This is a genomic window from Candidatus Hydrogenedentota bacterium (assembly GCA_012523015.1).
GTDB lineage: Bacteria > Hydrogenedentota > Hydrogenedentia > Hydrogenedentales > CAITNO01 > JAAYBJ01.
On sequence record JAAYJI010000148.1, the window covers coordinates 1 to 12,977 of the forward strand.

Here is a 12,977-nt window from a genome sequence, read left to right on the forward strand (position 1 = left end):
CAGATTGACAATATCACCGAACAAATAAACAACAGACCAAGAAAGTGCCTCCTATACCGAACACCAAACGAAGTCTTCAACGAAATACGACAACAACGTCTGCTTGCAATTAGAACTTGAATCCAAGCGCCGCCCCATCAGCACGGAAAGATTGCACAACTGCGCTTGGTTATGGTATCCTTGCATCGGCGGGCTTTCCTGGGTGTGCCCACCGGGGAATGCCACTTTTCGGTTTGGCAAAAGCGTGAAAAAAGTGTACTCAGTACACTTTTCTCCAGTCCGACCACTCCATCAGGAGTAGAGTCCGTCCACACACTAAAGCGCTGTACGCACATTTGAAAAACAGCCTATCACCGCCAAGCGAAACGATATCTGTATTTACCTGTCTTGTGTGTAGGGCGATACCAAAAAACGACTTGTAATCCAACCTAGGGCGCAAAGGTGTACCCCAAGTTGGATTAAGATAACCCTGACCCCGACTTAGAGAAGCTACGAATATGGACGCAAAAAAGATACTCCACCATTTAGAGGCGAAGCACGCCGGCGAAACCGAATATTTGCAGGCAGTTTATGAAGTGTTGACCAGTATTGAATCGGTCTATAATGAACACCCCGAATTTGAAAAAGCTAAAATAGCGGAAAGAATCGTAGAGCCCGACCGCATATTCACCTTCAAAATTCCGTGGATGGATGACCAAAATGAAATTCATGTCAATCTGGGCTATCGCATTCATTTCAACAATGCTATTGGGCCCTATAAAGGCGGCATTCGCTTCCATCCCTCTGTCAACCTTTCCATTTTAAAATTTTTGGGCTTCGAACAAACCTTTAAAAATGCCCTGACCACGCTGCCCATGGGCGGCGGTAAAGGGGGTTCTGATTTCGATCCCCGCGGCAAATCAGACGTAGAAATCATGCGCTTCTGCCAAAGCTTTATGTTGGAACTGTGGCGTCATATCGGCGAACGAACCGATGTACCTGCCGGAGATATTGGTGTCGGCGCACGGGAAATCGGTTATATGTATGGTATGTATCGCAAATTGGCCCGTGCCAATACAGGTAGTTTCACCGGCAAAGGCTTGGAGTTTGGCGGATCGGTGATCCGTCCGGAAGCGACGGGCTTCGGCGCTATGTACTTCCTCAAGAATGCCCTCGAAAATCGGAACGATACAGTGGCGGGCAAAACAATCGCCCTATCCGGTTTCGGTCTTGTCGCATGGGGCGCCGCCTTGAAAGCAAAGGAATTGGGCGCTAAAGTGGTGTCTATATCCGGGCCTGACGGCTACATCTACGATGAAGCGGGCGTATCGGGAGAAAAAATTGATTTCATGGTTGCCCTGCGGGATTCACGAAATGATGTCGTTGCTCCCTATGCGGAGAAATTCGGCGCCACCTTCCACCCGGGTAAAAAGCCTTGGGAATTAAAAGTGGATATTGTCATGCCCTGCGCCACGCAAAATGAATTAAATAAAGAAGACGCCGAGAAGATCATTGCCAACAAAGTAAAATTTGTTGCCGAAGTGTCAAATATGGGATGCACAGCCGAAGCCGTGGATCTCTTTATTAAGAACAAAGTATTCTTTGGCCCCGGCAAAGCGGTGAATGCAGGCGGTGTAGCGATTTCCGGTCTTGAAATGACCCAAAATGCCATGCACTTATCTTGGTCTGCCGAAGATGTGAACAACAAACTGAAACAAATCATGCGCAACATTCATGAGCAATGCTTGAAATATGGAACCGAAAGCGACGGTTATATCAATTACATGAAAGGCGCAAATATCGCCGGATTTCTTAAAGTCGCACGGGCCATGGTCGCGCAAGGTGTCATATAATAAGAGCATAAATTGAATGATATAAGCTACACGCTCCGAAGCGGTACGTATACCCTACAAATAAAGTTCAGTGAAAACTGAACAGCAGATGATATTGTCAATCCGGATTTGCTTGCAATCAAGTCCGGATTGCTGTTTTATTTCAAATTTCAGATATACTATTGAGAATTTTATACTTCCCGGCTGATGCGCCGGCGGACGGCGTGCTGCAAACAGCGCGCCGTCAGGAGTTATAATCAATCTAAAATCAATCGTGCATCTATGCCACGGGAGCCAATTATGAGCAGTGATTTGAACCCCCGTTTATTAAGTGGTAACCAAGCGGTAGCCTGGGCTGCCACCCATCTGAGTGTTGCTTTGGGTACAGGATACCCCGGCACCCCTTCCACTGAGATCTTGGAGAATTTTTCTCTTTTAGGCGGAAAAGCGCAATGGGCGCCCAATGAAAAAGTGGCGTTGGAAGTGGGAATCGGCGCTGCTTTCGGCGGCGCCCGTGCCCTCATAACCATGAAACATGTGGGCGTGAATGTGGCAGCTGATCCTTTGTTTACCGTTGCCTATACGGGCGTGCAGGGCGGCTTAGTATTAATTTCCGCTGACGATCCCGGACTCTCTTCCAGTCAAAATGAACAAGACAATCGACGCTATGCCGTGGCGGCAAGCGTGATGATGCTTGAGCCTGCCGACGCGCAGGAAGCCTATGATTTTCTCTTTGACGCCTTCACCTTGTCCGAAAAATGGAAACTGCCGGTTCTATTCCGAATGACCACCCGTGTTTGCCACTCCCGGGGAATCGTCAAGCCCCGCGCGCCGCAGCCCCCTACTGAATCACCCCATTTCGTACGCGACAGAGCAGCCTATGTGATGATCCCCGCCTATGCACGGCCTGCCCATAAACGTATGCGCGAAAAAATGAACGCTATCTTGGCATGGAATGAGAGCACCCCCTTGAATAAGATCGTCGATGGCGATGCAGATTTGGGCATTGTGACCGCCGGGGTTTCTTTTCAACACGTACGCGAAGCAGCCCCTCACGCAAAAGTTTTGAAACTGGGGATGACCTATCCACTGCCCGTCGAATTAATCCGCGAATTTCGGAACTCGGTGAAGCGCTGCATTGTCATTGAAGAAGGCGATCCCTACATGGCGGATGCCATACGTGCAGCAGGCATTGAATGCGAAAGCAAGCCCGAACAATACCGTTTCGGTGAGCTGAACATACCGCGGGTACGCCGCATTTTGGCGAATGACACGAGCGAAGAAGCGGCTTTGCCCAAAGGCAAACCTCCTGAACTCTGTTCTGGCTGTCCCCATCGCATGGCTTTCGCGGTCATGAAAAAATTCGACTGCATCATTTCCGGGGACATCGGATGCTATACCTTGAGCGTGTTGCCGCCATTTGAAACGCAAGATTCCTGTGTATGTATGGGCGCAAGCATCGGCGTGGGCTTGGGAATGCGCCACGTCCTTCCCGACGCGGAAGCCAGGCGCGTGGTCAGCGTGATCGGTGACAGCACCTTCATGCACAGCGGACTCACAGGCATTGCGGAAATGGTCTATAACCCGCCGAAGACAGGTCATGTCGTGGTGGTTCTCGACAACGGCACCACTGCCATGACGGGTATGCAGGAACACCCCGGCACCGGGCGCACCTTAGATCATAACCAAACCAATCAAATTCTAATTGAAGATGTGGCGCGTGCCATGGGCGTGCCCAATGTCCATGTAATTCATAATACGAGCGGCTTTGAAAAAGCCTTCCGCGAAAGTCTTGCCAAAGATGAATTAAGCTTTCTTGTTCTACGAAAAGTCTGCCGCCTCGCAGAACCTAAACTGAAACAATACCTACTGGCTACGGAATCATAATATGACTGATATCAACACCATTACCAACATTGTCATTGCAGGTTTAGGCGGGCAGGGCGTCATCCGCGCCGCCAACATCTTGGCGGAAACCGCATTTCGTTCGGGATTGGACGTGAAGCAAGGCGAAATTCACGGCATGAGTCAACGGGGCGGAAGCGTCTCCAGCGACATCCGGTTTGGCAAAAAGGTGTACAGTCCCATGGTGCCCACCGGTGAGGCAGATTATGTACTCATCCTGCATCCCGACCAGGTGGAAAATAACCGCTACCATACAGACAGGGCCGAGCGCTTTTTTACTGTAGGTGATCTCAAAGAAGGGCTCGAAAAACTCAGTGATTTTGACACCGATCCCTCCATCCCCATTACCGAAAGAAATTGTAATATCGCCCTCCTCGGCTTGTTAAGCATCCACCTGCCTTTCGAAGATGCCGTCTGGGAAAATGCCATCAAAAATAATTTGCCTAAAAAAGTGCATGAAGAGAATATCGCTGTGTTCCATTACGGCAAAGGATTATCCCCCAAAGCTTAAAACGGCGGCGTGGTCATTTTCAGCAAAGACTGCACCATCCCCTCCATGAGTGCGCTTTATTCCGACGATGGCGGCACTGCGCCCCGGCGTATCCAATAAATGTTGCGAAAATACACCAGAAGTGTCGACGCAATACCAACGGTATACAACCATTCATGACGCTGTCCGTGAGAACAAATCATGAGCAAAGAGGCGGCAACGCTCAGGTACCAAAAACTAGCGGGAATGACGCTCTCCTTTCGAATCTCCGTGACGATCCACTGAATAAAAAAGCGCAGCGCAAACAAAGCTTGACCGAATACGCCCACAGCGATCCAAATCCAATTTGTCAATTGTACGCTGAGCGCCTCCTCTTTCGAGGCGTCGTATTCTTTGAAGAGCGTATAGAGCACCAGCAAAGAGCCTATGCCCACAAACACAGCGACAGCGGATTGGAACAGGAGCGATTGGCGCTTCGACAAGTTCCCTTCGCGCCGCCAAATATGAACCATGTTGCGCGCATAAATGACGCTGTTAAAACAATGACTCAACGCGCCGAGGGGAGAGTTTAGTACAAAGACACCGTAGAGCAGCAAAAAAACAGAGCCTGCCATACTCATATACCAAAAGGCGCGGGGCATCACGCTTTCACGGCGCACTTCAGAAACCAGCCATTGCAAATAAAAACGGCCGTAAAATAGGAAGGCGCCTGTGTAGCCGAGTAAGCTAAGAATATAGAGCGATAAAGACATTGGGGTGTTCTCTCCGGGGAGGTTGAATGAAGCGATTATAACACGGGCGGCGCCAAGCCGGATAAATCTTCGTCTTGAATCCCAACACGCTTTCCCGTAGGATAATCCACATTATTTTTATTGATTTTGTAGCAGGCGCGTTTTTATGAAAAGAGATGAGGCTTCTACCGGATTTGTGTCCATGCAGCTGCTGAATCGGCACTGGGTTTGGATACTGCTCTGGCTATGTATCGGCATCTGTGTTGCTGCCTGCCTCCCCGATTTCCCCCTATGGCTCACCTTTCTTTTCATCATCGCGCCCCTAAGCTTCTTCCTTTTACCGCTGCGAATTCCGAGGAAAAGCCATCTCATTTTGGCGCTTCTCTTCTTCGCCTTCGGCGCGACACGTTACGGATTCTATATGCAAAATAAAGAGGGCGACCCATTAAGCCGCTATGCACTTGGCGAAATGCGGGTACGACAAGAGTTTGAAGGGGTCGTGGTCAGCAGTTCCACCTTTGAACCCAAACAGGAGTATACGCAGTTTGTCATGGATGTTCATAGCGTCCACCGTGGAGGGGAAAGCGCGCCTATAAAAGGGCGGACACGGGTACGTTGGACACGACCTTCCGGCCCTGTATTTCCCGGAATGACACTGCGCGTATCGGGCCGTCTGAGCCCCCACCTTGGCGTAGTCAATCACGGCATGCGGGGCACCGAAGATTACAGCCGTTCGCGACAGATATATTCCAGCGTAAGTGCTAGCGGAAACGCGGTCTTCCTTATAGCAGAAGCGTCCCCCTATTCATTTCGATATTGGGCGGCACGACTCCGACAATGGCAGCACGATCAATTGAAAACCATCGTTCCTGAAGATGCTTTCCCTTTTGTCTTAGGCGTATGGCTCGGCGAGCGCAGCAACATCACGGCGGCAGAATACGATCAGTTCGTATGTGCCGGCACTGCCCATGTCTTGTCTGTGTCCGGGCTCCATGTTGCGATCATTACATTGAGCTTGGGATTGCTGCTGCAAGTTTTGCGCGTGCCGCGGCGCCCGCGCAATGTCGCGCTTATCATCGGGGTGCTCTTCTTCACCTTCATGGCGGGCGCACGGGTCTCCACCGCCCGAGCCGCCTTTATGATCTGTCTCTACTTATCTTCCGAACTCTTCAACCGCGAAACAGATGTGCTCTCCGTGCTCGGATTGACAGCCTGCCTTTTTCTCGGATGGAATCCTCAACTTCTCTTTGATACGGGTTTCTTGCTCAGTTTTGGTTCTGTAGCAAGCATTTTGCTTTTTTATTCAGGTCTATCCGATCGAATGCTTTTTATGCCGCGCCTCCTTCGCGAAACATTGGCGGTCACCCTTGCCGCGCAACTGATCACCTTCCCCATCGCCGCGTGGCATTTTGGCACCGTTCCCGTGCTGGGAATCGTCGCAAACTTTGTTGTCGTTCCCTTGCTAACCGGTGTTTTGTGGTTATGCCTGCTCTCTTCTCTGGTTGCCGCTTTCCTTCCCGGGCTCGGTCTTTTGTTTGGTCACGCTATACTTCCCTTGGTCATATTGATTAAAGGCGCTAATGCGTCTGTGTTGACGCTGCCCGCGGCCTATGTCACCCTTGCGCTGCCGTCGTTGATCGCCTTGTTCTTTTATGTAAGCGCCCTGATCGGCTTCTTTTTATGGCTTTATCATCCCGATTTTGGGCGCAAGACAAAACTGACTATCCTATCCCTTTTGATAGCCACGCTTCTCACATGGAATTTGACCTGGAAAGAACCTGTCGTAGACTTCATTGATGTGGGAACGGGAGATGCCATATTCCTGCGCACGCCGGGCAATTCCACCCTCCTCATAGATGGCGGCGACTCAAGCGCTTACGCGGATGCCGGCGAAAGAATCGTACTTCCCTTCCTCCGCGCCAACCGAATCCCATCGCTGGACTATGTCGTGGTCACCCATGCCGACCGCGATCATATAGGCGGCTTGTTTCAGGTCATCAAAAACTTCCCCGTAATATAAGTGCTCATGTCTCCCGAAGGAAAGGAAATGAGCAAGCTCTAAAAGAGTCTTTTGAAGCTCTGCGAAGAGCACGGCGTTCCCGTTCAACGCCTTGCCGCGGGAGATCAGATTCCGGTAAAAGACGCCCAAATCGACGTGCTTCATCCCGACGCCTCATGGGCTGCGCAACACCAAGGAAATAATAATTCCCTTGTATTAAAAATAGACTGGCCCGGACTCTCTCTTTTATTAACGGGAGACATAGAAAAGGAAGCGGAAGCAGCACTTGCCGGTAACCAATCGCTAAAGGCAACCTTTTTAAAAATACCACACCATGGATCGCCTACTTCCAGTACAGACAGTTTTTTGGAAGAAGTGAAGCCTGCCGTTGCCTTCGCCTCCATGCAGGCAGCAGGAAGCCGACAAACCTTGATGACGCCTAATATAGCCGAACGCTATAAGGCTCATGATATTCAGGTGTACCGCACGGATCGGCACGGCGGGATACGGCTTAAACGCCCTCTTTTCAAAAAACAATATGAAGTTTTCACGGCACGAGGGGCACGCGGTTATAGTCTGACTCCGAAGAATTAGGCTCCCTTCGTTTTTCGACGATTTATAAAAGTGTTTCCGGCCGCGGCGCACAAAAGACGAATTGACATTGATACTGTAATTTTGCTACTATATGTTTCTTGCTCGGGGGAGGTGTGTCATAAATGTATGGGGAGGTCGAGCAGAAAGACACTGTTCTTGGTTATTACTTTAATGTCTGTACAGCCTGAGAAGGCTGTTTTGGAGGCCTTATGGCCAATATGCGAATCGGCTTGATCGGATGCGGCAATATTGCTTCAGATATCTGCCGGGCAATTCATGACAGATCTATTTCTGCCGAGATTGTCGCCTTATGTGATATTAATGCTTCGCAAGCAGAAATGCTGCGAGATACATACCAGTTGAATGCATTGATCGGAACGATCCAAGATGTGGTCGCTTCGGTGGATCTTGTCGTCGAATGTGCCGGACCGTCTGTTGTCTCCCACGTGGTGGAAGCGGCCATGGTCTATCACATTGACTGCCTGATCATGAGTGTTGGCGGTCTTCTTCAAGATCCCTCCCTGCTTGAAACTGCCCGAGAACGGGGCATCAATCTGCATGTTCCGTCCGGCGCCATCTGCGGCATAGACGGTATACGTAACGCCATGCAGGCAGGACTTGATGAAGTTACCTTGACTACACGCAAACCGATTAAAGGGCTTAAGGGCGCGCCTTACCTATTGTGTAAAGGTATTGAACTTGACGGACTCACGGAAGCACAAGTCATTTTTGACGGCAGCGCCCGTGAAGCGGTGAAAGCTTTCCCCAACAACGTCAATGTTGCAGCAACGCTGAGCTTGGCAGGATTGGGCGCCGATCAAACCCGGGTGCGCGTGATTGCGGATCCGTCGGCGACAGCCAACACGCACGAAATCCGTGCAAAAGGAGCCTTTGGAGAATTGACCGTGGTGATATCAAACCTGCCTTCTCCGAGAAATCCAAAGTCAAGTTATATGGCTTCCCTTTCCGCTTGTGCGGAAGTGGCAGCGGCGGCAAAGGTCTTTGCAACACGCGTGAGTTAGCGTTTTAAACATCGTCTCACAGGGGAGACGAATCATGGAGAATATACAATGTATGCAGTGATTCAGACCGGTGGCAAACAATACAAAGTCACCGAAAACAGTCGATTGCGAGTGGAAAAGCTGGATTTTCCTGTTGGTGAACGGGTCGAGTTGGATTCTGTCCGGCTGCTGATCACCGAAAACCAAGATGTGGTTACGGAAGCCGCTTCGCTGCAATCTGCCCGTGTTATTGCTGAAATTGAAGAGCACGGGAAAAACAAAAAAATTCGGGTGTTCAAAAAGAAAAGACGCAAAGGATACGAGCGTACGCAAGGCCATCGGCAGCTTTACACCCAAATCCGAATTCATGAAATCAAGGCTTAACAGGAGATCGCGATATGGCTCATAAGAAAGCAGGCGGCAGCTCAAGAAACGGCCGCGATAGTAATTCGCAACGATTGGGTGTGAAACGATATGGTGGACAGTATGTGCGCGCAGGCAATATTATTGTGCGTCAGCGCGGTACACGCCTTCACGCCGGAGAAAACTGCGGTGTAGGCAATGATCACACGCTCTTTGCATTGATTGACGGCACCGTTTCTTTTCGATTTTTTAAACGAGGGCGAAAATGTGTGGATATTCTGCCCGTAACTACACCGAGCACAGAATCCTGACAGCACGTTTATACGGCATGATTTTCAACACCCTCAACCCGTTTTGAGGGTGTTTTTTATTGGCATTCCCCTACCAACAGGGCTTTAGGAAAGGCTGTTAAAGCACATGTTTGTCGATCGTGTTCGCATCAGATTAACCAGTGGCGGCGGCGGAAATGGCTGTTGCAGTTTTAGGCGGGAAGCCTATGTGCCCCGCGGCGGACCCAATGGCGGTGACGGCGGCGATGGCGGCTCCATTTATTTGGAAGCGGCCTCCAATCAAAGCAGTTTGACCGGTCTGCGATATCATCCCAATTGGACCGGCAATCGCGGCGTTCATGGCATGGGTAAAGATCGCCATGGAAAGAACGGCGCCGACATTATCATCCCTGTGCCTTGCGGTACCATTGTCCAAGACTACCATAGTGGTGAATTGCTGGCTGATCTGACCGAGGATAAACAGCGCTTTCTTGCCGTGCAAGGCGGCCGAGGCGGACGGGGTAATGCACGCTTCGCAACGCCCATCAACCGCGCGCCCCGTTTTGCAGAAAAAGGAGAGCCCGGCACAACACGCGAATTTTTGGTCGAATTAAAACTTATTGCGGAAGTTGGGCTTGTCGGTTTGCCCAACGCCGGCAAATCAACCTTTCTCTCCGTGGTCAGCGCGGCAAAGCCCAAAATAGCCGACTATCCCTTCACCACCCTCTCCCCCAATTTAGGCGTTGCATGGCTATCGGAAAGCCGTATGCTCACCATCGCCGATATCCCGGGTATTATCGAAGGCGCCGCAGATGGCAAAGGGCTGGGCCACGATTTTCTCCGCCATATAGAACGGACACGGGTCTTGGTGTTTTTGATTGATCTGGGAGACGAAGATCCCCTGGAGACTCTTCAAATCCTCGAAAACGAATTGGAACAGTACAGTCCAGAATTCGAAGCGCGGCCTCGTCAATACGTTTTCAATAAAGCCGATATCCCCGAGAACAAGGAACGCTTTGAAGCTCTCGCTGACCGTTTGCCTAAAAACGCATGGCTCCTGTCCGGCGCTTCGGGATGGGGTGTTCCGCCTTTGCTGGAAGCACTTTGGAAAGATGTAGAACGGGCACGAGAAAAAGAAGCTGAAGAAGCGGCTAGGGAAGATGCCCTGCCGCCCGAACGTGAATATGTATTTGAGCCGCCCTTCCGAGTTACTTCGGAAGAAGGCGGATTTCGCGTCTCCGGCGAAAAAGTGGTCAGAGCTGTGTCTATGACTGATTTTGAAAATCCCGAAGCGCTCAACCATCTCCAAAGACGACTCGAAAAAATGGGTGTATTCAAAGCCTTAAAACGGATGGATGCAGTGCCCGGTCAAATGGTACGTATCGGAGATCACGAATTAGAATACACAGAGTGACCCGTGGCTTCAAAACCGGATAATAGACCGCTTTCTAAAAAACTTCAACGGATCCCGGTAATGAATTCTTTGCCTTCCTTGATTCTTTCCGTCTTCAATAAACACTGTGATTGTTTAGCGCTATTTTTTAACACGCATATAATTGGAAAGAATTGTCCCCAAAATACCGCTTAGAGTCGACGCCTATGACGACGACAGTATCTTAACCTATTTGGAATCGTGCTGTTCCCGCCAATCCAAGAAACAGAATCCATCCAAGTGCGCAAATCCGGAACAATCGGCTAAGTTTCATCGAGGCAATTTTTGCGCAGTGGACTGCACAAGTCTATGAAAAACTCTTTTTCGGTACTTTTTACGGCGTATTACGAATTTTTCTCCGATAGATGTATATTGGAACAGAAATTGCTATTTAACAAAGAACGGGGGTATACTTTTAAAAAGTTTCTGCAGAATCATGAAATAAATAGGAACTAAAAAATGGCATCTGCAAAAGATTCAGTCGGAATCGATGTGGCAAAGACTCTTGGCCTTGGTCGCAGACGCGCTTTCTTTGCACGTCTCTTTAAATTTCTTTTTTGGTGTCTGCTGCTGGCGGCTTTGGGAGGTGCCGGCTACTTCTGGTTGAACCGAGACACCACCGTTTCCGTTACCTACGAAACAAAAACTGTGGAAAAGGGAGATCTGGTGGTAACGGTAAGTGCTACGGGAACCTTGGAGCCCATTAAAACCGTAGAGGTTGGCATTGAAGTTTCAGGTACGGTCAAAACAGTGGAAGCAGACTATAATGACCGTGTGGAGGTGGGGCAAGTGCTCGCCCAGATTGATACGTCAAAATTGGAGGCGCAAAGCTTACAATCCGAAGCGGCACTGGAGTCGGCACGCGCCAAACTGCTGCAAGCACAGGCCACCGTAAAGGAAGCGGAATTACAAATGGCGCGATTGGAAGATATAAAAAAACTCAGTGACGGTAAAATGCCGTCAACCTATGAGTATGACGCGCAAAAGGCAGCGCTTGCCCGGGCGCGCGCCGATGAGGCGGGTGCCAAGGCCGCCGTGTCTCAAGCCCAGGCAACAGTAGACGCTAACCGCACAGACCTCGCCAAGGCGGTCGTTCATTCCCCGGTCGACGGCATGGTTCTAAACCGTTCCGTAGAACCCGGTCAGACAGTCGCCGCCCAATTCCAGTCGCCGGTCTTGTTCACGCTCGCGGAAGATCTGACCCAAATGGAATTGCAGGCTGATGTAGACGAGGCGGACGTAGGAAAGGTGAAAGAAGGTCAAGACGCCACCTTCACCGTGGACGCCTATCCGAACCGAGTATTCCCGGCGAAAATTATTCAAGTCCGATTCGGCTCGGAAACAGTCGGCGGCGTGGTCACCTATAAGACGATTTTGAGTGTGGACAATTCCGAACTCCATCTGCGACCGGGCATGACCGCCACCGCCCAAATCGTGGTGGACAAACGCCAAAATGCCCTTCTCGTGCCCAACGTGGCGCTGCGCTTTAGCCCGCCTGCAGAAGAAAAAAAGGATTCATCTGACGGCGGTATGTTGTTAAGCCGCATTATGCCCCGACCACCCCGATCCCGCTCCACTATCCCCCGTGTCCACAGCAACGGAAACGGTAATGAGCAAGAAGTTTGGATTTTGAAAAACGGTACTATGAGCGCCATCGCTATTACCAAAGGGTTAAGCGACGGAAAAATGACCGAGGTGATCGCCGGAGATATCGAAGCGGGTATGGAACTCATAACCGACATGGCAATGGCGCGATGAGTGCAGTAGGTTTCGACTTGGGAAATGACAGCCCACTCATAGAACTTTGCAACATCACAAAAGTCTATGGAACCGGCACCGCCAAGATGACTGCGTTGGGCGGCGTTGACCTTGCCCTGTATCCCGGCGAATTTGTCGCGATCATGGGCGCCAGCGGCTCGGGAAAAAGCACCTGCATGAACATCTTGGGATGTCTGGATACACCCACTTCAGGCGCGTACAAGTTTTGCGGCATTGAAGTAAGTAAACTCACCCGCAATCAGCGAGCACAGCTAAGACGTCATTATCTCGGTTTTATTTTTCAAGGATTTAATCTATTGAATCGAACATCCGCATTAGAAAATGTGGAGCTGCCGCTGGTCTATCGCGGTGAACACCGACGCCGGCGCCGTAAGCTTGCCAAAAGCGTCTTGGCTCAAGTAGGGCTGGCGGGATGGGAACACCACACACCCGGAGAACTGTCCGGCGGTCAGCAACAGCGCGTCGCCATTGCACGCGCCATCGTTACGGAGCCGCTCGTATTGCTCGCCGATGAACCCACAGGCAACCTCGATTCTGCGCGCAGTGTGGAAATCATGGAGCTGCTGCAATCTTTTAACCGAGAGCACGGCATCACAGTAGTCA

12 protein-coding genes are annotated in these 12,977 nt (G+C 50.6%); 11 read left to right on the forward strand and 1 reads right to left on the reverse strand.

What is annotated here, in order from left to right:
• Positions 1-497 precede the first annotated feature (497 nt).
• The 3 genes from gdhA to GX117_06440 all read left to right on the forward strand — a co-directional run bounded on the left by gdhA (position 498) and on the right by GX117_06440 (position 4,227).
• Complete coding sequence (gene gdhA, locus GX117_06430; protein NLO32979.1) at positions 498-1,832, forward strand: NADP-specific glutamate dehydrogenase; 1,335 nt, start codon at positions 498-500, stop codon at positions 1,830-1,832.
• 291 nt (positions 1,833-2,123) lie between these two features.
• Entirely contained in the window at positions 2,124-3,698 is a 1,575-nt protein-coding gene (locus tag GX117_06435; protein ID NLO32980.1) for a thiamine pyrophosphate-binding protein, read from the forward strand.
• 1 nt (position 3,699) lies between these two features.
• Positions 3,700-4,227: a pyruvate ferredoxin oxidoreductase gene (locus GX117_06440; GenBank protein ID NLO32981.1), complete on the forward strand. Its 528-nt coding sequence runs from the start codon at positions 3,700-3,702 to the stop codon at positions 4,225-4,227.
• A gap of 56 nt (positions 4,228-4,283) precedes the next feature.
• Here GX117_06440 and GX117_06445 read toward each other — a convergent pair whose 3' ends face one another.
• A complete protein-coding gene (locus tag GX117_06445; protein ID NLO32982.1) occupies positions 4,284-4,958 on the reverse strand; it encodes a hypothetical protein in 675 nt (224 codons plus the stop codon).
• 145 nt (positions 4,959-5,103) lie between these two features.
• On the opposite strand from GX117_06445, the gene GX117_06450 reads away from it, so the two are divergent.
• The 8 genes from GX117_06450 to GX117_06485 form a co-directional block, all read left to right on the forward strand.
• The gene (locus GX117_06450) at positions 5,104-6,957 is read left to right on the forward strand and encodes a DUF4131 domain-containing protein (GenBank protein ID NLO32983.1); all 1,854 of its coding nucleotides are present in this window, start codon (positions 5,104-5,106) and stop codon (positions 6,955-6,957) included.
• Between the two features lie 51 nt (positions 6,958-7,008).
• Positions 7,009-7,530, forward strand: coding sequence for a hypothetical protein (locus GX117_06455; GenBank protein NLO32984.1), 522 nt, complete (start codon positions 7,009-7,011; stop codon positions 7,528-7,530).
• A gap of 209 nt (positions 7,531-7,739) precedes the next feature.
• Positions 7,740-8,552, forward strand: coding sequence for an aspartate dehydrogenase (locus tag GX117_06460; GenBank protein ID NLO32985.1), 813 nt, complete (start codon positions 7,740-7,742; stop codon positions 8,550-8,552).
• Between the two features lie 48 nt (positions 8,553-8,600).
• Entirely contained in the window at positions 8,601-8,915 is a 315-nt protein-coding gene (rplU, locus tag GX117_06465) for a 50S ribosomal protein L21 (GenBank protein ID NLO32986.1), read from the forward strand.
• Positions 8,916-8,929: 14 nt separating this feature from the next.
• Entirely contained in the window at positions 8,930-9,205 is a 276-nt protein-coding gene (gene rpmA / locus GX117_06470; GenBank protein NLO32987.1) for a 50S ribosomal protein L27, read from the forward strand.
• Between the two features lie 106 nt (positions 9,206-9,311).
• A complete protein-coding gene (obgE, locus tag GX117_06475; GenBank protein ID NLO32988.1) occupies positions 9,312-10,577 on the forward strand; it encodes a GTPase ObgE in 1,266 nt (421 codons plus the stop codon).
• A gap of 477 nt (positions 10,578-11,054) precedes the next feature.
• Complete coding sequence (locus tag GX117_06480; GenBank protein ID NLO32989.1) at positions 11,055-12,353, forward strand: efflux RND transporter periplasmic adaptor subunit; 1,299 nt, start codon at positions 11,055-11,057, stop codon at positions 12,351-12,353.
• Positions 12,350-12,977 (forward strand): ABC transporter ATP-binding protein (locus tag GX117_06485; GenBank protein NLO32990.1); only part of this gene is annotated, 628 nt, incomplete at its 3' end. The genes GX117_06480 and GX117_06485, both read left to right, overlap by 4 nt.

Bases quoted from the DNA above. Each gene is read 5' to 3' on its own strand.
- gdhA (NLO32979.1), top strand. From the start codon at position 498: ATGGACGCAAAAAAGATACTCCACCATTTAGAGGCGAAGCACGCCGGC.
- GX117_06440 (NLO32981.1), top strand. From the start codon at position 3,700: ATGACTGATATCAACACCATTACCAACATTGTCATTGCAGGTTTAGGC.
- GX117_06445 (NLO32982.1), bottom strand. From the start codon at position 4,958: ATGTCTTTATCGCTCTATATTCTTAGCTTACTCGGCTACACAGGCGCC.
- GX117_06450 (NLO32983.1), top strand. From the start codon at position 5,104: ATGAAAAGAGATGAGGCTTCTACCGGATTTGTGTCCATGCAGCTGCTG.
- GX117_06460 (NLO32985.1), top strand. From the start codon at position 7,740: ATGGCCAATATGCGAATCGGCTTGATCGGATGCGGCAATATTGCTTCA.
- rplU (NLO32986.1), top strand. From the start codon at position 8,601: ATGTATGCAGTGATTCAGACCGGTGGCAAACAATACAAAGTCACCGAA.
- rpmA (NLO32987.1), top strand. From the start codon at position 8,930: ATGGCTCATAAGAAAGCAGGCGGCAGCTCAAGAAACGGCCGCGATAGT.
- obgE (NLO32988.1), top strand. From the start codon at position 9,312: ATGTTTGTCGATCGTGTTCGCATCAGATTAACCAGTGGCGGCGGCGGA.
- GX117_06480 (NLO32989.1), top strand. From the start codon at position 11,055: ATGGCATCTGCAAAAGATTCAGTCGGAATCGATGTGGCAAAGACTCTT.